The following is a 20,565-nucleotide window of genomic DNA, read 5'->3' as shown; positions in this document are numbered from 1 at the left end:
AACCTGCCGCACCTGAATAAACATCGCCGCCATCCACAAGGACCAGGCTTAAAAGAAAAGGATGAAGAAAGCATTAAAAGTATTAGCAATTGTAATTCTGGCGCTATTGATTCTGGTTGGGGTTTTGATTTGGGGCATTCAAACGCCATTTGGACAAAACTTTCTGACATCACAAGCCAACTCATTTCTGCGTAAGAAACTTAAAACAAAGGTCAATATTGAGAAAGTGCGTTTCGACGTTCCTGACTGGATTTTACTGGAAGGTGTTTATTTCGAGGATCAAAAAGGCGATACATTGGTTGCCGGAAAAAGATTGTATGTCGATCTGGACATGTATAGTCTCATCAAAGGCAATGTAGGCATTAATAAAATAGAGGTTGAAGGTGTTAATGCGAACATTAACAGGGTTTTGCCGGACACGGTTTTCAATTTCCAATTCATTGTTGACGCATTCGCCAGCACCGACTCAACTGCTCAGGTGGACACAACTTCCAAGCCATTGGAAATGCGCCTTGATCAGATTTCTCTGAAAAACGTAAGATTATCCTACCGCGACGCAGTAACTGGAACGGACGCAAGTGCCAACATTGATTCGGCACTTGTTCGTTTTGATAAATTCAACCCAACCATTTCCCAATATCATCCTTCCAAACTTGCGTTGCTGAATAGCCAGGTGAAGTTGAGAATGTATGAGCCGCTCAAAACGGAAACAACTCCGGCCACCGTGCCCGACCCTGCCGATTCGCTTGACATTAAAGTGGGTGACATTGACATTCGCCAGTTCAAATGGGTGTTTGAAGATGAAATTTCAGGATTGAAAAACGGCGTTGACGTTGGCAAGCTGGATGGCCACATCAATTACATTTACATGGGCAGCCAGCGCGTGGATGTGCGCAACCTGAATCTTGAAAAAATGACGCTTTACGCTGAGTTCGCCAAAAAGGCAAAAGCAGAAGCGAAGAAAGACACCACTTCCGAGGAACCCGCAACGCCCGGCTGGAATGTCAAAGTGGGAGAAATAAAACTGGCTGATAACGACATTCGCTATGACGACTTTAACACAGCCAGGCAACCAAAAGGACTTGATTTTGCCCATTTGGATGTAAAAAACCTCAATATCAATTTACAGAACTTCATTTTCTCGCCTGAAAACATTGCTGGTTCATTGAAATCAGGATCATTTCAGGAGAAAAGTGGTTTCAGATTACTTGAATTCCGGACAAACTTCAAATATGGCGCACAGGAAACGTATCTGAGAAATCTGTTGGTGAGAACGCCACAGACCACATTGCGCGATGAATTGAGCCTGCGTTATAAAAACCTGGACGAGCTTGCAGAGGACATTGCAAAAGTTAAAATCAACCTGAAACTGACCAACAGCAGAGTTGCTTTTTCTGACGTGCTCTTACTGGTTCCTGATCTCGCCAAAACGCCGCCATTCAACAAAGAGCCAAACGGCAGTGTCCAGGGTTCGGGTGTGATAAGTGGTTCGGTAAATGATATGTTCATTTCCAAAGCCAGATTCAGTATGCTCGATGGAACCGTGCTAAGCCTGGATGGACGCGTGAAGGGCTTGCCCGATGCCAATAAAGTGGCAGTGGACATGACGATTAATGAGCTGTCCTCGACCAAACAAGATCTGATGAAAATGCTGCCCGACAGCGCAGTGCCTGCATCCATCGAACTTCCCGAGAACATTAAAATTACTGGGAAAGTAAACGGATCGATGGAAGATATCACCATGACAACGACCATAAACACGTCGTTCGGGATTGGCACGTTTTCAGGAAATCTTAAAAATATTACTGACAGCATGCGCGCGCAATACAATGGCACGCTCGCTTTCAATGATTTTGATCTGGGTAAATTAATGAAGCAGCCGCCAGAGCAAATGGGCAAGCTGACACTTCGCACGGACCTTGAAGGCACAGGTTATGCACCCAACACAATGAGAGCACGCCTTGACGGAACAGTTGCCAGCGCCGATATTAAAGGATACGTTTATAATAATCTTACATTAAAAGGCGATGTAGACAATGGATTGGCAAATGTTTCTGCCACCATGAATGATCAGAACATTGATGTTGATCTGACTGCACAAGCCGATCTTTCCAAAGAATATCCTTCTGTAAAAGCGGACGTTTCAATTGATAAACTGGACCTGACCGCATTGAATTTATATGCGGATTCATTGCAGATCAAAGGAGACATTAAGGTGGACATGCCTTCCACCAATCCGGCGAATCCGCTTGGAACAATTGATATCAACAACTTTACGCTTACGCACCACCGCAAACCAATCACTTTGGATTCCATTAATGTGCAATTGACGGATTCAAGCGGACAGCGGCAGGCCAACATCAAATCGCCTTTCCTGAAAGCGCGCATGAAGGGCGACTTTGTTTACACAGAAATCGCGGACGCACTTTTGACCGAAGTTGGCAAACATTTCAAAGCGCCGAACCTCACTTATAACACAGTTACAAAACCCGTAAACTTTACGCTTGATGCAACCATGCGGAACCACCCGGCAATTGCCATGTTCGTTCCCGAGCTTAAAGAAATGAATGACATTGATTTCCATGCAAGAGTGAATAATCAGCAAGATTCGTCGATTGTGGCCAGATTAAGCATTCCAATGGTCAATTACGACAGCATTCGCACCGAAAGAGTGTCGGTTGATCTCATCAGCACAGAGGCAAATGCAGCATTGAATGCTAACGTCGGACTTGTTAACACAGGCAGTTTCAGACTTCAAAACGCGTCATTGAAAAGTCAGATCGTAAACAATGATGTGAAGTTTGACTTCATTGTAAAAGATTCGGTTAACACGGACAGGCATGCCATCAAAGGCGACCTTGCGATTGCAGGCAACACTTACAAGCTGAATTTGAGAGAAGATTTATTGCTGGATTATCTGACCTGGGAAACGGACACTTCGGGTTACATTCAGTATGCGACAGACAGTCTTTATGTCAAAAACTTTGTAATTAAAAGCAAGGATCAGTCCTTAACCATCAATTCCACGAGCGAAGCGCCAAACAGTCCGCTCGATATTTCCATCGCGAACATTTCAATCGGTCCGATGATTGCCATTGCAACCCGCGATTCGACATTGGCGACGGGGATTTTGAATGGAAAAATATTATTAAGCGACTACATGAAAGCGCCGGTTTATACAGGCGAACTGACAATCGACAATCTGGCTGTCACAAAAATTCCTGTTGGTAATCTTGCATTAAAATCGACCAATGAGACGGAAAATCTGATTCGGGTGGCAATGTCGCTGACGAACGGAGAAAATAATATCAAGCTGGGCGGAAGTTATAATCTCAAATCCGAGGATAGCCCGATGGATTTCAAGCTTGATCTGGAAAGATTCAGTGCGCAGACGATTGAAGCATTTAGTTTTGGTGAACTCCAAAAGGCGACCGGAAACCTTACTGGCGACATTGCGATAACAGGTTCAACGACGAGCCCGAATCTAAACGGGGCGATCAATTTCAATGATGTTGCCTTTAATGCGACCCAGCTAGGCGCTAGATATTCTTTGGCAAACCAGAAAATCAATTTTAACGGTCAAAACATCAATTTCAACAATTTCATCATTGCCGATTCGATCAATCAGCAGATGAAGATCAACGGAAATGTGAACATTGCGAACATTCCGGATGTCGGCTACAACCTGAAAATCGATGCTAAGAACTTCAATGTGCTCAACTCCACACAAAAGCAAAATGAGCTCTTTTACGGTAAAGCAAACATCGATGCCGACCTGACTGTAAAAGGACAGGGCACAAGTTCGGTAATTGATGGCAGCGTTAAAGTTGATCCTGGCAGTGACATTACTTTTGTGGTTCCAAGCGACGCCACCGAAGCTGGCGACGCGACCAAGGGCGTAATCGAGTTTGTAGACATGAGCGATTCGACGCAAATCGCAAAAGTTGATTCTGCTGCGTCCCAGCTTCCTGCAGTTGCATTTGCCTCGCAAATATCACTGGACGTGGATGTGGACGACAAGTCGCAATTCAAAGTTGTGATTGACGAGTTGAACGGTGATAACATTCAATTAAAAGGAAATGCGCAGCTCAACACCGGAATCGCGCCCAACGGGCAGCTTTTTATGCTTGGCTCCTATGATCTTACCGAAGGCTCTTACGACCTGACATTGCAGATCCTGAAAAGGAAGTTCGATATTCTCAAAGGAAGCAACCTGCTTTGGACTGGTGACGTGATGAATGCTGAGCTGAACATTACTGCCGGTTACACGGTGGAAGTTGATCCGGGATCGATCAGTGCGAAGTTCCAGGGCGCCAGTAAAGTGCCGATTCAGGTGCAAGTGGTCATTACAGGAAACCTGACGACGCCGAACATTACATTCAACATTGTGCCGGATGAGACCATTGACAAGCAGGTGACCAATGAACTTACCAGCCAGGCATTCTGGGAGGATATGAAGAACAACCCGTCTGAAATGAATAAGCAGGCGTTTGCGCTTTTGATCACCAATAAATTTATCACAAATCAGTCATCTCCCGGTTTCAATCTGGGATCAAGCGCCGAGGCCGTTGCACGTCAAAGCGTAAGCCAGCTTTTGAGCGATCAGCTGAACAATCTGGCGTCCGATCTGGTAAAAGGCGTTGATCTGAACATTGGGGTTAACTCAACAGCGGATCAGACAACCGGTGCGCGCACGGACCTGAATCTTGGTTTGAGCAAAGCATTTTTAAATGACCGTCTTAAAATTTCGGTTGGTAAAAACTTCGAAATCGAAAGCCAGACCAGCTCTGCCGCTTCCACAGAGGTTTTTGACAACATTGCACTGGATTACGCGATTACAAAAGATGGCCGATATTTATTCAGGGGCTTCCGTAAAAACCAATATCAGTCGATTTTGGAAGGTTTTATCATTGAAACCGGTGTGAGTTTTATAGTGACGGCAGATTATGACCTGCTGCGTGAATTTTTTGAAAGGCAAAAAAATGAGAAATAGTTTATTAGGCATATTGGTTCTTTTGGTGACACTGAGCAGCTGTTCAGTGAATAAATATATTCCGGAAGGCCAAAGTCTTTATGTGGGCAGCAAAGTAAAAGTGCAACCGGACAGCATTACCAAGCCAAATGTGTCAGGCCTTGCCTCCGAGCTTGAAGCGATTGTCAAACCGCCGCCTAATAAGACGCTGCTGGGTTTCCCCTGGAAAGTGTGGTGGTGGTATTTTATCGGAGAGCCAAAAGACGAAGGCGGCTTGCGCAGCTGGTTCCGTAACAAGCTCGGTGAGGCGCCTAAGTTTGCAACGCAGCGCGTGGCTGACATTAATGCGGCCAATATGGTTTCCCATCTGGACAATGAGGCTTATTATCGTTCCAAAGCAACCGGCAAACTCATTCCCAGCAAAAAAGAAAAACGCAGAACCGCTATTTATGAATTTGACACCTACATCATGCCTCGTTATGTGATGAACGAGATCAATTATGTGGTTCGGGACAGTTCGTTATTCAACCGGGATCTGGTTTTGGCCAAAGAGAAAACACTTTTGAAAAAAGGTGATCCACCTCGCCTGGACGTAATTTTAGCCGAACGAAGCAGAATTGACCTGGAATTGAAAGGGAAAGGTTATTATTTTTTTAATCCGGATTATCTGATCATTAAAGTGGATTCGACCATTGGAAAAATGGACTCCACATTGCAGGCTGAGCAAGTCAATATATTCCTCGAAGTGAAGCCGCAAACTGCGCAAAATTCACTGAAACAATATTTTATTAACAAGATTTACGTCAACACCGGAAGCCAGGAAAACCTGTTGGCTGATACAACCAAAGGACGCGAACCGCTCCGGAGAGGGCTTAACATTAAAGATCCGGGAAATTTATACAAACGCAGGATTTTCTACGACGCGATCGGGTTCCGTAGAGGCAATATGTATACGAATACAATGCATAATGTTTCGCTGCAAAGACTCATCAACCTCCAAAATTTCAAGTTCGTAAAAAATCAATTTGACCTTGTCCCACGCTCAGATTCCGCATTGCTCGATGTGCGTTATGATCTGGAACCATTGAAAAAGAAGGCGTTGCAAACGACGATCAGCGCGAGCACAAAATCAAACAATTTGGGCGGATCTCAGCTGGATGTTGCGTGGAGAAACCGAAACACCTTTAAAGGGGCTGAAATGCTCGCCGTCAAGGCCTTTTTTGGATTCGACGTGCAGTTGGGTGGCAATCGTGAGGCAAATCCAAACCGGATTGGAAATGAATACATTCGTTATGGGATCGGGGCAGATCTCTCGTTCCCTCGATTTATCATCCCATTTGTCCGCATTCGTCCGGAGAAAAGTCAGGCTTTGCCAAAAACGATACTTTCGGTGAATTACGAAAACCGGATACAGCGAGGGCTTTACACGACCACTTCCATTCGTGGGGACTGGTCTTACATTTGGAGCAAAAATTCCGAAGTTGAACACACCTTAACGCCCATTTCGCTGAATTACATTCAACCCAGCAATGTAAACACTGAAAGACTAGGTGCGATTGCGCAAAATCCCAATACGAATCCTGTTGACATTAAGAGGTTACTCGATCTCGTTGATCAGAAATACTTTATAGCCAGCTCGAATTACACGATATCTTTCCGTCCTAGACCTAAACCGTTTGCTAAAAATCAATATGCATTCACGGGTGGCATTGACTACGGAGGCAATTTATTAAGTCTTCTAGCGAAAAGAGCCAAAGGTGATTCGCTTGGAATTTATGCAAAAGAATTTTTGCAAGTTCCTGTTTTGCAATACGTTAAGTTGGACGGGGATGTCAGATATTATCGCACGCTTACGCCAGGAATCAAGTGGGCCAACCGGCTTTTGCTTGGAGCCATTAAGCCTTATGGTAATTCAAAAAATATGACGACGCCTCAGTTTAAGCAATATTTTGGTGGTGGAAGTACGGGAATACGGGCCTTCCGAGCACGGGCGCTGGGACCTGGTGCTTATACGCCTGATACGACTTCAATAAGCCTGATCGGCTATCAAAACTTTGCGGATATCCGTATGGAATTCAATACAGAGCTTCGTCTGAAATTCACTAACGTTATCAATGGTGCATTGTTTATGGATGCCGGAAACATCTGGTCATTTGGAAGTCCGGAACGAGCATCTTACGATTCTTCCGCAATCATCAGCAAGGATTTTATAAAACAAATTGCTGTCGGCGGCGGATTTGGTTTACGATTTGATTTTTCGTTTCTGATCTTCCGAATAGATCTTGCAACGCCATTCCGTAAGCCTTGGTATACAAAGGAAATCGTATCCCAAACACCGGAAGGCGAGATTACTTACAAAAATCCTTGGGTGTTTAATGAGGTCAATTTCCGAAATAAAGCGTGGAGGAGGGAAAATCTGATCCTGAATATCGCGGTCGGATTGCCGTTCTAACTTATGACTTTATTCCCTGACAAAGCTCAATAAGCACTCCGTTTGTGGCTTTGGGATGCAGGAAACAAACGAGTTTATTATCGGCGCCTGGCTTAGGGGTTTCACTTAAAAGAGTGAAACCCTCTTTTTTTAAACGAGCCATTTCCGCCACAATGTCCTCCACTTCGAATGCAATGTGATGGAATCCTTCGCCTTTTTTTTCAATGAATCTCGCAATTACGCCATCGTCTGCAATGGACTGCAAGAGCTCAATTTTTGTTTGATTGATTTGAAAAAATAAGGTGGAAACACCTTCCGATTCAACGGTTTCACGCTTGTAAGGATTGGTTTGAAACAAGCTTGAAAACAATTTTTCAGCCGCTTCAAGCTCCTTAACCGCAATGCCAATGTGCTCCACATTTTTCATAAAAGCTTATTTGCGATTGTCTGCTCCGCCAACCATGCTCAGATAACTCTCATAACGGCTGATCGCAATGTTGCCCTCCGAAACGGCATCTTTGACAGCGCAACCGGGTTCGTTAATGTGCTGGCAATTATTGAAACGGCATTGATTCAAAAGATCACGCATTTCGGGGAAATAATGGCTTATTTCCTCCTGTTTCATGTCCGAAAGTCCCAGTTCCTTAATTCCCGGAGAGTCAATGATGAATGTGCCGGGTTCCAATTCAAACATTTCCGCAAATGTCGTCGTATGCACGCCTTTGTTGGCAAATGTGGAAACCTCCTGTGTTTTAATGTCCAGATTCGGAGCGATTGCATTCACCAATGTAGATTTACCAACACCCGAATGGCCGGAGAGCAGCGAAACTTTGCCTTTTAATAAGGCAGCAAAATCTTCCAGTCCTTCCTCACTCACGGCGGTTGTAGCCATGCAAGTGTAGCCCAAACTTTCATATAATGCCATGAGTTCGGACTGGAAATCGATCATATCATCATTCAGTAAATCCTGCTTGTTAAAAATGAGCACACCGGGAATGCGAAACGACTCAATGGCAACAAGAAAGCGATCAATGAAACCCAGGGAAGTTCTAGGAAAAACAAGCGTTGCAATCAAAATAGCCTGGTCCACATTCGCTGCGATCAAATGCGCATGTGCCGTTTTATGCACCGAACGCCGAACCACGTAGTTTTCCCTCGGCATAATTTCATGGATAATCCCGAAATTTTGCGTCTCATCCTCGGCCTCGAAACGCACATAATCGCCCACCGCTATCGGGTTCGTCACCTTCAAGCCGAGCGCCTTAAACTTACCTTTGAGCCTGCATTGCCAGATATGGCCATCGCGGCTGTCCCGCACATCGTACCAAGAACCTGTCGAACGCAGCACCAACCCTCTCACTAATTCCATGCTTCGTTTTTTTTACAAGTAGCGAATTTAACAGGAGTTTCGTCAATCGTTTCATAGAATATAATTGACCGTTAAAAAATCACCTGATTAAAATTAAGTAGTTTTTGAAATGATATTTGTTTTCTGGAGTGACTTAGGTGGCAAATCATAATATTTTTTAATATCCTCGGCGAGTTTAGGGGTTTTTGTATACATTAGTGGGCCTCAATTATCAAGAATTTTTAAAAAGAACTGCATAACACAATATTTACACTCCACAGAATGGACTTAGTTGTAGAAGAACCAAATTCGGTTATTGATATTCGAAAAAACCGCATTAGAAGTAACTTATTGCTTCATTTATATCAATCCGGTGACACTTCAATCAACAAAATGGCGCGGTTGTTCCATGCCAGCATTCCGTCCGCGACAGGCATTGTTAACGAGCTGATCCGCGAAGGATGGATTACAGAAACCGGAACCGGACCGGCCCGTGCAGGACGGCCGCCTGTGCTTTACGGACTCAATGCCAAAAAATATATGACGCTGATCATGGACATTAACCGCCATGACACCCAGCTTGTCATTTTTGACCTGCATAATCAGCTGATTTTAAAGAGCAAAGTGGATATTCGGCTTGATGATTCTGCTACATTTCTCGAACAGCTTTTTGCTGCAACCGACGACTTCCTGACTTCTAATAATATCAATGTAAGCAAGTTATGGGGAATTGGCGTTTCAATGCCTGGTCTGATCAATTCGTCACAAGGCATTAACCTCACTTATCTCAACCTGACTCCTCCCGGCGTTCCGCTTGTTTCACATTTGCGGAAACATTTTAAGTTGCCTGTCTGCCTGTTTAATGATACAAAAGCGACGACCATTGGCGAACACAGATTTGGATTCGCGATGGAAAAATCGCAGGTTTTGACCATTAACATCGACTGGGGCGTAGGTTTGGGGATTATTATTAATGGGGAAGTTTTCAATGGCGCGTCGGGATTTGCGGGTGAACTTGGGCACATTCAGGTAAAGCCGGATGGTCTGTTATGTCATTGCGGAAAAGTCGGTTGCCTTGACACCATAACGTCTGCCATTGCATTGATAAGGAGAGCGAAAGAAGGCATTAACAGCGGCAAAGCCACGATTTTATCGCAAATTGTCAACAACAATCTGGACTTGCTGGACACCACGCACATCATTGAAGCTGTGCATGCCGGAGACGAATTTTCGATTGATTTGCTAAGCACGGTCGGCACTGAATTGGGCAAAGGGCTGGCCACGGCTGTTCATCTTTTCAATCCCGAAGTGATCATTGTCGGCGGGTTACTTGCTGAAGCGGGGCCATTTATTTCAAATCCAATTGAGCAGGCGATTAATAAATATTGCTTATCCGACTTTAAAAATTCGCTATCGATCCATATTTCCAAATTGGGCGCAAAAGCCAGGTTGTTAGGCACACAAGCGCATTTGTTTGAACATTTGATTGCAAAAGAATTTTCGTAAAATACGCTCAGAGCTGAGCGCAGGCTTGATTCAGGCGGCGTTCAGCTCTGCAATTTCTTCACTTCATTCAGGATCATATCCGTCGATCCGATTCCGGCAGCAATGTAATTTTTGTTAACCGCCCCGGCCATTTTCCGTTTTTCAGGATCATTAAGCCATTGACCGATTGTCGCAATTAACTCTTCCCGACCGGCAACTGCAACTGCCCCACCCTGCTCTGTCAAATCGAGCGCTTCCTGAAATTTGTGATAACGCTTATTGCCAAATGCAACCGGAATGCCGAAAGTCGCAGCCTCCAAAATATTGTGCAGCCCAGAACCAAAAGCGCCTCCAATGAATGCCATATTCCCATATTGATACAAGGCCGAAAGCATTCCAATGTTGTCAATGATCAGATAATCGAAGGCGCTAATGTTATTTTCAGATGCCAGTTCGGAGTATAACAATGTCTTTCCTGTCAAACTTTTGCGCCATTGTTCCATTTGCTCCTTATGGATTTCGTGCGGCGCAATAATGGCTTTCAATTTGCCCTCGTAACTGTTCAAAGCGGGAATAAGCACCTGCATATCAGCCTCCCAGACCGAGCCCGCAATCAGGCAAACTTGTCCGTTGCGAAACCCCGCAATTTCCGGAAACGACTTCGTATTGGATGCAATGGCTGCCACGCGGTCAAACCTGGTGTCACCGGCAATGCTGCATTGATGTATTCCAGCGCTTTCCAGCAATTGCAGCGACTGTTTATTTTGTACAAATATGTGATCAAATGCAATAAGCATTTGCCTAAAAAACGAACCGCTTTTTTTGAAAAATGCCTGATTTGGGCGAAAGATCGTGGAGAAAGAAATGATGTAGGTTTCGTTCTTTTTTAACGCTTTCAGGTAATTATGCCAAAATTCGTATTTGATGAAAAACGCAATTCTTGGGTTTACAATTTTGACAAAACGCCTTGCATTGGAGGCCGTGTCGATGGGCAGATAACAAATATAATCGGCTCCTGTGTAATTTTTGCGCACTTCATAGCCGGACGGCGAGAAGAATGTGAGTAGAATAAAATCATCCGGAAAGTGCGTTCTGTAAGCTTCAATAACCGGCCTTCCTTGTTCAAATTCACCCAGGGAAGCGGCATGAAACCAAGCCACTGCGCGACCGTTTACAAGCTTTGGAAACGAATCCTCCATTGCTTCAAGCAATCCATTTCTTCCCTCAACACCAAGCCTTATTTTACTGTTAAATATAGCCGCAACCTTCATCAAAGAGGCGACTGTGCTGATTGCGCTTTGATAGATGAATTCAGACAAAAGATTCTGATTAAAAGGAGATTAGAGAAAAATATTTTTGGGAAAATCGCAAGTGCGAAGAATCTCTGGCAGGCTTTTTTATTTCTTTGCCCGATCAAAGAACATAAATGTACAAAAAACCGTTAAAGTGGTGACGACATTCAGTGGCTTTACGCTATAATTTTGTACTTTCACTGTTCATACGACACTTTCTGTAACAGAGAATTAGATCTAAATATATGATGCGTGTAAAATTTTTACTGTCTGTATCTATTCTGTTTGCACTATCGACAGATATATATGCCCAGCGTCGGGCGAAGGTTGAAGATAGTGAAGAGAGCTATAAAACTTTCACTTCTTTTGGCGTAACTACAAACACCAATTCAGGCATCTTGGGCGGTGCTGTTTTCAGACAGTCGTCCGCGCTTGGCTCAAAGCTTTTTGGTAAAAATCAATATCGCTATCTCGCACTTGAACTCGTGAATGTGAAGCATCCCAAGGAGCTTTCCCAGCAGGATTTTGTTACAGGAGCGCGCTTGGTTTACGGCAAGCAAAATTACTTGTTTGTGCTAAGACCAGAATATGGCAGGGAACTCACATTGTTCAGCAGACAAGATGACGAAGGAATTTCCATCAGCGGGATTGTAGCCGCAGGACCTTCCCTTGGATTGGAAAAACCTTATATGGTGCAGTTTCAAAGCGCCGACGGCCGTGTTGTAACGGAGCCTTTTGATCCCGTAAAACATGCAGGAAGCACGCAAACGACGGGAATTGTAGGTGCAGGAAGTTTCTTTCAAGGATTTGGCCAAACCAAAATCGTCCCGGGATTACACATTAAAACAGCGATGAGTTTTGAATTAAGTGCTTTTCGTGAGAATGTAACGGGTGTAGAAATTGGCTTTATTGCTGAGGCATTTACAAGAAAAGTTGAGATAATGGCCTTCGCTGAAAACAGAAGCTTTTTCACTTCCGGCTATTTAACCCTATATTTTGGGAGTAAAAAGAAATAATAAATTCCCCATTGGCAATGTCGGCTGATCAGGTTGCATTGCCAGAGATTACCAATAAATATGATTGAATTACCTGTTATTCCCTCAGAGCGCAAGAAAAGACCGGATTGGTTGAGAGTGAAACTTCCCGCAGGGCCCGAGTTCCGGAAAGTAAGACAGCTGGTTGATAATTATAAACTGCACACAATCTGCGAAAGCGGAAGCTGCCCTAATATGGGTGAATGCTGGGGTGCAGGAACCGCCACTTTTATGATCCTGGGCAATGTTTGCACAAGAAGCTGCAGTTTCTGCGCAGTAGCAACCGGACGCCCTAACGAATATGACACCGACGAGCCAAGACGTGTTGCGGAAGCCATTAAGCTCATGCAAGTGAAACACGCGGTGCTTACTTCCGTAAATCGTGATGAGTTGAAAGACCGCGGCGCTGAAATCTGGTATCAGACTGTGCGGCAAGTGAAAGAAAACACGCCTGAAACAACAATCGAAACGCTGATTCCTGATGTAAAAAACAACTGGGACGCATTGATCCACATGATCGAGGCTGGCCAGGAAGTGGTTTCGCATAACATGGAAACCGTTGAACGTTTATACCGTTCAGTGCGTCCGCAGGCAAAGTATGAGCGCAGTTTGGAACAGATCAGAAGAACGAAGGCATTCGGTCAGCGCACCAAATCAGGCATCATGCTCGGCCTGGGCGAAACGCAGGATGAAGTTCACAAAGCAATGGACGATCTGGCAGCCAATGGTCTTGATATTCTTACATTAGGACAATATTTGCAGCCAACCAAAATGCACCACGAAGTGATCGAATGGATCACGCCCGAAATGTTTAATAACTACAGAGAAGAAGGTTTACGTCGCGGACTGAAATACGTTGAATCCGGGCCGCTTGTGCGGTCAAGTTACCATGCAGAGCGCCACGTTAACGTGCCGATTTGATTCCAACACATATAATAAGGTAAGTTAAAGCCTGCTTTTCCGAGAGAAGCAGGCTTTTCTGTTTTCATGACACCTGTGGTAATGATGCCGAATACAGTTTTCTTGTCTGGTTTTTCAGGTGATTATATTTGGTTAATGTCCTAAAAAAGTTCAATTTTGTTTTTTAATCCATACACTAACTTCACTTTTTGAGGAATTAACAATTTCAATTTATGCCATACTTATTCACCTCGGAGTCCGTATCTGAAGGACATCCTGACAAGGTCGCCGATCAAATATCAGATGCTTTAATTGACAATTTCTTGGCTTGGGATACTAACAGTAAGGTAGCCTGCGAAACTTTGGTAACGACAGGACAGGTTGTTCTGGCGGGCGAAGTGAAAACCAACACTTATCTGGATGTTCAGAAAATCACACGCGAGGTTATCAGAAAAATCGGATACACAAAGAGTGAATACATGTTTGAAGCCAATTCCTGCGGAATCTTGTCTGCCATTCATGATCAAAGCGCAGATATAAACCAGGGCGTTGACCGTGCGGTTGCTTCCGAAAGTTTCGAAGAAAAAGCAAACGCGCAAGGTGCAGGTGACCAGGGAATGATGTTTGGCTACGCCACGCGCGAAACCGAAAATTACATGCCGCTTGCATTGGATCTTGCCCACAAGATCCTTCAAGAAATGTCTTATATCAGAAACAACGAGTCAAACCTGATCCCATATCTTCGCCCCGATGCGAAATCTCAGGTGACGATTGAATACAGCGATGAGAATGTGCCGTTGCGTATCGATACAATCGTGGTTTCTACACAACATGACGACTTTGATGCAGAAGCAGCAATGCTTGCCAAAATCAAATCGGATGTGATCAATATTGTGATCCCGCGTGTGAAGTCAAAATTAACTGCAGAATTGCAGCAGCTTTTCACTGGCGATATCACTTTCCACATTAACCCGACAGGGAAGTTTGTAATTGGTGGGCCACACGGCGACACTGGTCTTACGGGCCGTAAAATTATCGTGGATACTTACGGAGGAAAAGGCGCGCACGGCGGCGGTGCTTTCTCTGGAAAAGATCCTTCGAAAGTGGACCGGTCTGCTGCATACGCGACGCGTCACATTGCTAAAAACATGGTGGCGTCAGGACTTTGTGATGAAGTGCTTGTTCAGGTTTCTTATGCGATCGGTGTGGCTGAGCCTTGCGGTTTGTATATCAACACTTACGGAACTGCCAAAGTATCTGATCACGATGGGGAAATCGCCTCGAAAATAGGCCAGATTTTTGACCTTCGTCCTTATGCAATCGAGCAACGCCTGAAACTGCGTAACCCGATTTATTCCGAAACAGCTGCTTATGGCCACATGGGTCGCAAGAATGAAGTGGTAACCAAGTCATTCAAAGGCGCTAACGGTGAGGAAAAAGAAATTGAAGTGGAGCTTTTCACTTGGGAAAAACTTGACTTTGTAGATGCAATCAAAGAGAAGTTTGCATTGTAATCATATTTTTCTGATAAGAATAAGGCCGGCTAGTTGCCGGCCTTATTTGATTAAAACCTATCTTTGAACTAATAAAAGAAGCACATTTCCGTTCCTAAGGGGCTATGTAAATCAATCTACTAGAGACTTTTTTATTAACCTTTTTTGTATGCAATACCAAAAAATTAAGTTTACCAACGCTGGCAAAAGCACATTCTTCCCAACACTCCGACAGCGGGTTGACCAATATTTTACTGCCAATAACATTTGTAAATCGGGAGGCAAAGAAATTATTTTCAAGGCATTATTCATGCTGAGCCTCTATCTGATCCCTTATTTCTTGATCTTAACGGGCGGGTTTTCTTACCTGACCATATTCTTGCTGGCCATCGTCATGGGATTTGGCGTTGCGGGCGTAGGCATGTCCGTCATGCATGATGCGATTCACGGTTCACTGGCAACTTCCAATGTGCTGAACAAGATTTTTGGCGCATCTATTTATCTGCTTGGCGGCAATGCTTACAATTGGGAAGTGCAGCACAACAGGCTTCATCACACATACACCAACATTCACGAAGTGGACGAAGACATAACCGGAAAATTTTTACTGCGGTTGTCATTTCACGAAAAACAAAAGCAAATCCATCGTTTCCAGCACATTTACGCATTCTTTTTATATAGCTTAATGACGCTGTCATTCCTTTGGAAAGACTTTAAAGAAATTTCCCTATTCAATAAAATGGCTGAATCGGGCATGACGAAGCCGTTCCCGAGGAAAGAACTCATTAAATTGATAATTACGAAAGTGGCTTACGTTGTTTTCATTTGCGTAATCCCGCTGTATTTCACGGAACTGACATTCGGACAATGGTTTATAGGATTCATGGCCATGCATTGCACAGCCGGAATGATTCTGAGCACTGTTTTCCAAATGGCACACGTGGTTGAAGGCGTGCATCAGCCAGAGCCTGATCATGTGGGTTGCGTAGAGAATGCTTGGGCCGTGCATCAGTTGCAGACAACATCAAATTTTGCTGGCAAAAACCGCTTCTTATCGTGGTATATCGGTGGTCTGGATTATCAGATCGAGCACCATTTGTTCCCTTCTATTTCACACATTCATTACCACGCATTGTCTCCGATTGTGCAGGCAACGGCGGAGGAATTTGGATTGGACTACAATGCGAAGGCCAATTTTACCAACGCACTGGGGTCACACATCCGGATGTTAAAAAGTATGGGAAGAGCCTGATCAAGCCGGGTCGAGCAGCTCACTTTCGCGCGCGACCTGGTCTATCATTTTCATTTTTTCGAAATTCTTTGGTCTGGAAAAGAATGTGTAAATCGCCGGGATCACGTAAAGCGTGAGCACGAGCGAAAACAGCAAGCCGCCCATGATCACAATTCCCATGGACATCCGGCTTTTTCCGGCCGATCCGAGCGCCATCGCAATCGGCAATGCGCCCAGGATCGTCGCAAGACTCGTCATTAATATCGGCCTGAAACGTAACGTCGCCGCTTCCAGCACAGCTTCCTGAATGCCAAGTCCTTTCTCCCGGAGCTGATTGGCAAACTCTACGATCAAAATCCCGTTTTTCGTTACCAAACCAATCAGCATGATCATTCCGATCTGACTGAAAATGTTCAGCGTCTGGTCAAAAAGCCACAGTGAGAACACAGCCCCGCCGATTGCCAATGGCACAGTAAACATGATAATAAACGGATCAATGAGGCTTTCAAATTGCGCTGCGAGAATAAAATAGATCAGCACCAGCGCCAAAAAGAAAGAGAACATTGTGTTGGACGAGCTTTCCGCGTAATCCCTTGAAGAACCGCTGAGCGAAGTTTGAATGGCCTCATCTTTCAACTTGTCGCGAATGCGGTCCATAGCTGCAATGCCGTCCCCGATTGTTTTGCCAGGAGCCAAGGCAGCTTGCACAGTGGCGCTCATGTAACGATTGTAGTGAAAAAGCTGCGGCGGACTACTCTCTTCTTCGGCCTTCACAATGTTGTCCAGCTGCACCAGCGTGCCGTTTGCCGTTTTCACAAACATGCTTTTCAAATCCAATGGTTCGTCCCGGTTCACACGGTCATATTGTCCAATAACTTGATATTGACGGCCGTTCATGGTAAAATAACCAAAGCGCTGACCGGCAAATGCAAGCTGCATCGTCTGCGCCACATCCTGAACCGTCACACCCAATGACTTCGCTTTTTCCCGATCAATGGTGATCTGAATCTCAGGTTTACTGAATTTGAGATTGACGTCGGTGATTGCGAAAGTCGGGTCGTTGGAAGCTTCTTCCATAAACCGTGGAAGATATGAGCGCAATCTCTCAAAATCCGGCGCCTGGATCACATACTGAATCGGCAAGCCGCCGCGCGAATCCACAGAAATCGTTTGCTGCTGCACCACAAATGATTTTGCATCAGGCATTTGCTTTAATTTTTGATTGATATAATCCGCAATTTCCTGCTGCGATTCCTTTCTGTCTTTTTTATCCACCAAAGCAATCCTGCCGCTTCCTGTATTCGCAGCGCCGAGGCCCGAGTTTCCGGGCGATGTAATAAGCATCAGGCCTTTTTTTCCAGGCATCGAATCCATCAGCATTTGCCCCACTTCCTGCACATAACGATCGGTGAACTCGTATGAAGAGCCCTCGGGAGCGGTCATATTGATCCGGAACCAGTTGCGGTCGTCCAATGGCGCAAGTTCTGATTGCAGGCCTTTTCCAAAAAACCATATCATACCCACAGTCGCCGCCACAATCGGAATTGCAACCCAGCGCATTTTAAGGAATTTGCCCAATGCAGTGCCGTAGTTGGTTGTTATGCTTTCGAAGAAAGGCTCTGTTTTTTCGTAGAACCAGCTCTTTTTGTGCGTCTTACGAACTAGATATGCATTAAGCATTGGCGTCAATGTAAGCGAAACGAATGCTGAAATCAGAACCGCCGCAGAAATCACAATCCCAAATTCCCGGAAAAGCTTCCCGACAAAACCCTCCATAAAAATCACCGGAAGAAACACAGAAGCCAGCGTGATGGAAGTGGACAAAACTGCAAAGATGATCTCGTTTGCCCCTTTGATGGCCGCTTCGATGGGCCCCATGCCCTGCTCAATTTTCTTGAAAATATTTTCCGTAACTACAATCCCGTCATCGACCACGAGCCCGGTTGCCAGCACAATGGCCAGCAGCGTAAGCACATTGATCGAAAATCCCATGATATACATGACAAAAAACGTCCCGATCAGCGACACGGGAATGTCAATCAGCGGACGGAATGCAATAAGCCAGTCGCGGAAGAAGAGATAAATGATGATCACCACTAGAATGATCGCAATGAGCAACGTTTCGCCCACTTCTTCTATGGAGCGCTCCACGAAAATGGTGTTATCAATCAGTGTATCAAGCTCATAATCCTTCGGCAGTTCCTTTTTAATGTCCGCCATTCGCTTGTTCACTTCCTCGGCAATGTTTAGATAATTGGCGCCAGGCATAGGTGAAATGGCGAGCCCGATCATGGGTACATTGTCCAATCGCAAAATGGTCTCTTCATTTTCCGGTCCGAGCATTGCATGCCCAATGTCCTTTAAATGAATGGTTTGCGTGGCGGAGTTTTTAACAATCATTTCGTTAAAATCTTCTTCAGTCCTGAAACGGCCAATGGTTTTTACAGTAAGTTCTGTGTTATCGCCAGCCAGTTTTCCGCTCGGCAATTCCACATTCTCCTTGTCCAGTGCAATTTTCACATCCTGCGTCGTGATGCCCAATGATGCCATTTTGATTGGGTCCATCCAAATGCGCATGGCATATTTTTTCTGACCGAAAATCCTGATTTCGCTTACGCCTTCAATGGTTTGCAAGCGTTGCGCGATAATGTTTTCAGCATAATCACTTACTTCCAGGTGGGATCGCGTGTCGCTTTTGAAGGTGAGCACAATGATCGGTTCCGAGTTGGCATCCGCTTTTGCAACAACGGGAGGCCCGTCAATGTCCAATGGCAATGTCCTTGAAGCCGAGCCCACTTTATCGCGCACGTCATTGGCAGCGCGTTCCATGTTGACGCCAATGTCGAACTCAACGGTGATCTGGCTTGTTCCCTGGCTACTCGTAGAGTTGATCGACTTGATTCCCTCAATGCTATTTAACTGTTTTTCAAGCGGTTCCGTAATCTGGGATTCAATGATATCCGCATTGGCTCCGGTGTAACTGGTCCGGATGGAAACCACTGGCGGGTCAATGGATGGGAATTCGCGCATCCCGAGAAACTTGTATCCCAGAAACCCGAAAAGTATGATGAGCAGGTTCATGACAATCGCAAGAACCGGCCGTTTGATAGAGAGCGTTGATATACTCATAGTTGGAGATTAGTGTCGGCTGACAACATTTGGACTAAACCACATTCCTGCTCAATTCACCTTCACAGCGGCATTGGCCTTGATGGCAATGATCCCGGACGTGATCACCGAGTCGCCCGGTTGCAGTCCTTCGATCACCTGAATTTTCTTATCCGTCCGCAACCCGGTCACGACCATTGCTTCCTGCGCCTTGCCATTTTTGACAAGAAAAACCTTTTTACCCTTCAAAACAGGCACAATGGATTCGGTTGGGATCATCATTGCTGATCTGTTCGCATCAAGATTTGCCAATATTTTGACAAACATGCCTGGCACAAAACGGCCGTTGGGATTGGATGCAACCGCCCGCACTTTCAATGTTCGCAGACTTTCATCCACTTTCGGATCCACGGCCAGAATTCTAGCATTGTATGTCGACTGATCCCCGTCCAGGTTGAATTTGACTACATTACCGACCTTAATATTGGGCGAATATTTTTCCGGAACTGTAAAATCAACCTTAACCGGATTGCTTTGCACGATGGTTACGATGGACGTACCCGGCAAAAGATATGCGCCTTCGCTAATGTATTTCAGTCCAATCTTGCCGCTAAATGGCGCGCGGATTTCTGTTTTTGCCAGCTGCGCTTCTATGACTTCGCGCTCGGCATCCAGCACCCTGATGTTGTTCGAAGTCACATCATATTCTTCCAAATTAATCGCCTCTACATTCAGCAGTTTTTTCTGGCGCGCTTCAATTTTCTTGCTAAGCTCTTGGTTATAAGTCACTTTTTGGAGCTGCGCTCTCAGCTCGCGGTCATTTATTTTGCCAATAAGCTGGCCTTTTTCAATGTAAGCGCCTTCCTTAATGTCGAGTTTGATCAGCCTTCCTGATGCCTCTGCCATTACATTCACTTCCTCATTTGGAATGACCGTTCCAGACGCAAATATTTGATTTTCGATTGCTTCCTGGCGAACAACGTACACGTTGACAGGCACCGCAGCGCCAGCCGATGAACTTCCAGCTGCTCCCTTGCTTCCCGTTCCCGCAGGCTTGTCACTTCCGGGTTTTGAAAAAACAAAAAGCTTCCCCAGCACCAGCACAATGATTATCCCGCCAACCAGCATTATTGTACGCATAAATCGATCAGATAAATTTCGTTCAATTCAAATACTAATAAATTATATTTCTCCGAATGTCTTTATTAAAGATAGTTCATATTGTACAAAGTGACAATCGGCTACTTTTTTACTTTGACCGAATGTTAATT

12 protein-coding genes are annotated in these 20,565 nt (G+C 45.0%); 7 read left to right on the top strand and 5 right to left on the bottom strand.

The annotated features are described in order from the left end of the window. The first annotated feature begins 61 nt into the window (after positions 1-61). On the top strand, positions 62-4,993 hold the full coding sequence (locus LZG73_RS13175) for a translocation/assembly module TamB domain-containing protein (protein WP_233850103.1): 4,932 nt from the start codon (positions 62-64) through the stop codon (positions 4,991-4,993). Next, positions 4,983-7,424 (top strand): BamA/TamA family outer membrane protein, encoded by a 2,442-nt coding sequence (locus LZG73_RS13170; protein ID WP_233850101.1) that lies wholly within the window; start codon positions 4,983-4,985, stop codon positions 7,422-7,424. The genes LZG73_RS13175 and LZG73_RS13170 overlap by 11 nt, the downstream gene beginning before the upstream one ends. Before the next feature lies 1 nt (position 7,425). Here LZG73_RS13170 and mce read toward each other — a convergent pair whose 3' ends face one another. Next, a complete protein-coding gene (mce, locus tag LZG73_RS13165; RefSeq protein WP_233850099.1) occupies positions 7,426-7,830 on the bottom strand; it encodes a methylmalonyl-CoA epimerase in 405 nt (134 codons plus the stop codon). 6 nt (positions 7,831-7,836) lie between these two features. After that, positions 7,837-8,772 carry a ribosome small subunit-dependent GTPase A gene (gene rsgA / locus LZG73_RS13160; protein ID WP_233850097.1) on the bottom strand — a complete coding sequence of 312 codons (936 nt, stop codon included), beginning with the start codon at positions 8,770-8,772 and terminating at the stop codon, positions 7,837-7,839. A gap of 261 nt (positions 8,773-9,033) precedes the next feature. On the opposite strand from rsgA, the gene LZG73_RS13155 reads away from it, so the two are divergent. Then, entirely contained in the window at positions 9,034-10,257 is a 1,224-nt protein-coding gene (locus LZG73_RS13155) for an ROK family transcriptional regulator (RefSeq protein WP_233850088.1), read from the top strand. Between the two features lie 41 nt (positions 10,258-10,298). Here the strand turns inward: LZG73_RS13155 and LZG73_RS13150 are convergent, their stop codons facing one another. Next, positions 10,299-11,555: a 3-deoxy-D-manno-octulosonic acid transferase gene (locus tag LZG73_RS13150; protein ID WP_233850086.1), complete on the bottom strand. Its 1,257-nt coding sequence runs from the start codon at positions 11,553-11,555 to the stop codon at positions 10,299-10,301. A 218-nt stretch (positions 11,556-11,773) separates the two neighbouring features. On the opposite strand from LZG73_RS13150, the gene LZG73_RS13145 reads away from it, so the two are divergent. From LZG73_RS13145 to LZG73_RS13130, 4 genes are all read left to right on the top strand, one after another. Continuing rightward, positions 11,774-12,544: a hypothetical protein gene (locus tag LZG73_RS13145; RefSeq protein WP_233850084.1), complete on the top strand. Its 771-nt coding sequence runs from the start codon at positions 11,774-11,776 to the stop codon at positions 12,542-12,544. 60 nt (positions 12,545-12,604) lie between these two features. Continuing rightward, on the top strand, positions 12,605-13,483 hold the full coding sequence (gene lipA, locus LZG73_RS13140) for a lipoyl synthase (RefSeq protein ID WP_233850082.1): 879 nt from the start codon (positions 12,605-12,607) through the stop codon (positions 13,481-13,483). Positions 13,484-13,695: 212 nt separating this feature from the next. Then, the gene (gene metK / locus LZG73_RS13135) at positions 13,696-14,976 is read left to right on the top strand and encodes a methionine adenosyltransferase (RefSeq protein WP_233850080.1); all 1,281 of its coding nucleotides are present in this window, start codon (positions 13,696-13,698) and stop codon (positions 14,974-14,976) included. A gap of 148 nt (positions 14,977-15,124) precedes the next feature. Further along, positions 15,125-16,207 (top strand): acyl-CoA desaturase, encoded by a 1,083-nt coding sequence (locus LZG73_RS13130; RefSeq protein WP_233850078.1) that lies wholly within the window; start codon positions 15,125-15,127, stop codon positions 16,205-16,207. Here the strand turns inward: LZG73_RS13130 and LZG73_RS13125 are convergent, their stop codons facing one another. Then, positions 16,208-19,315, bottom strand: coding sequence for an efflux RND transporter permease subunit (locus tag LZG73_RS13125; protein ID WP_233850076.1), 3,108 nt, complete (start codon positions 19,313-19,315; stop codon positions 16,208-16,210). Between the two features lie 51 nt (positions 19,316-19,366). Beyond that, positions 19,367-20,434, bottom strand: coding sequence for an efflux RND transporter periplasmic adaptor subunit (locus LZG73_RS13120; RefSeq protein WP_233850074.1), 1,068 nt, complete (start codon positions 20,432-20,434; stop codon positions 19,367-19,369). Between the last annotated feature and the right edge of the window lie 131 nt (positions 20,435-20,565).

It is taken from the genome of Dyadobacter sp. CY326 (assembly GCF_021390515.1).
Classification (GTDB): domain Bacteria; phylum Bacteroidota; class Bacteroidia; order Cytophagales; family Spirosomataceae; genus Dyadobacter.
This window is presented reverse-complemented; position numbering and strand designations above follow the sequence as displayed.

What these genes read in the sequence shown, in the direction of transcription:
- LZG73_RS13175 (WP_233850103.1), top strand. Translation starts at nt 62, where the DNA reads ATGAAGAAAGCATTAAAAGTATTAGCAATTGTAATTCTGGCGCTATTG.
- LZG73_RS13170 (WP_233850101.1), top strand. Translation starts at nt 4,983, where the DNA reads ATGAGAAATAGTTTATTAGGCATATTGGTTCTTTTGGTGACACTGAGC.
- mce (WP_233850099.1), bottom strand. Translation starts at nt 7,830, where the DNA reads ATGAAAAATGTGGAGCACATTGGCATTGCGGTTAAGGAGCTTGAAGCG.
- rsgA (WP_233850097.1), bottom strand. Translation starts at nt 8,772, where the DNA reads ATGGAATTAGTGAGAGGGTTGGTGCTGCGTTCGACAGGTTCTTGGTAC.
- LZG73_RS13155 (WP_233850088.1), top strand. Translation starts at nt 9,034, where the DNA reads ATGGACTTAGTTGTAGAAGAACCAAATTCGGTTATTGATATTCGAAAA.
- LZG73_RS13145 (WP_233850084.1), top strand. Translation starts at nt 11,774, where the DNA reads ATGATGCGTGTAAAATTTTTACTGTCTGTATCTATTCTGTTTGCACTA.
- lipA (WP_233850082.1), top strand. Translation starts at nt 12,605, where the DNA reads ATGATTGAATTACCTGTTATTCCCTCAGAGCGCAAGAAAAGACCGGAT.
- metK (WP_233850080.1), top strand. Translation starts at nt 13,696, where the DNA reads ATGCCATACTTATTCACCTCGGAGTCCGTATCTGAAGGACATCCTGAC.
- LZG73_RS13130 (WP_233850078.1), top strand. Translation starts at nt 15,125, where the DNA reads ATGCAATACCAAAAAATTAAGTTTACCAACGCTGGCAAAAGCACATTC.
- LZG73_RS13125 (WP_233850076.1), bottom strand. Translation starts at nt 19,315, where the DNA reads ATGAGTATATCAACGCTCTCTATCAAACGGCCGGTTCTTGCGATTGTC.
- LZG73_RS13120 (WP_233850074.1), bottom strand. Translation starts at nt 20,434, where the DNA reads ATGCGTACAATAATGCTGGTTGGCGGGATAATCATTGTGCTGGTGCTG.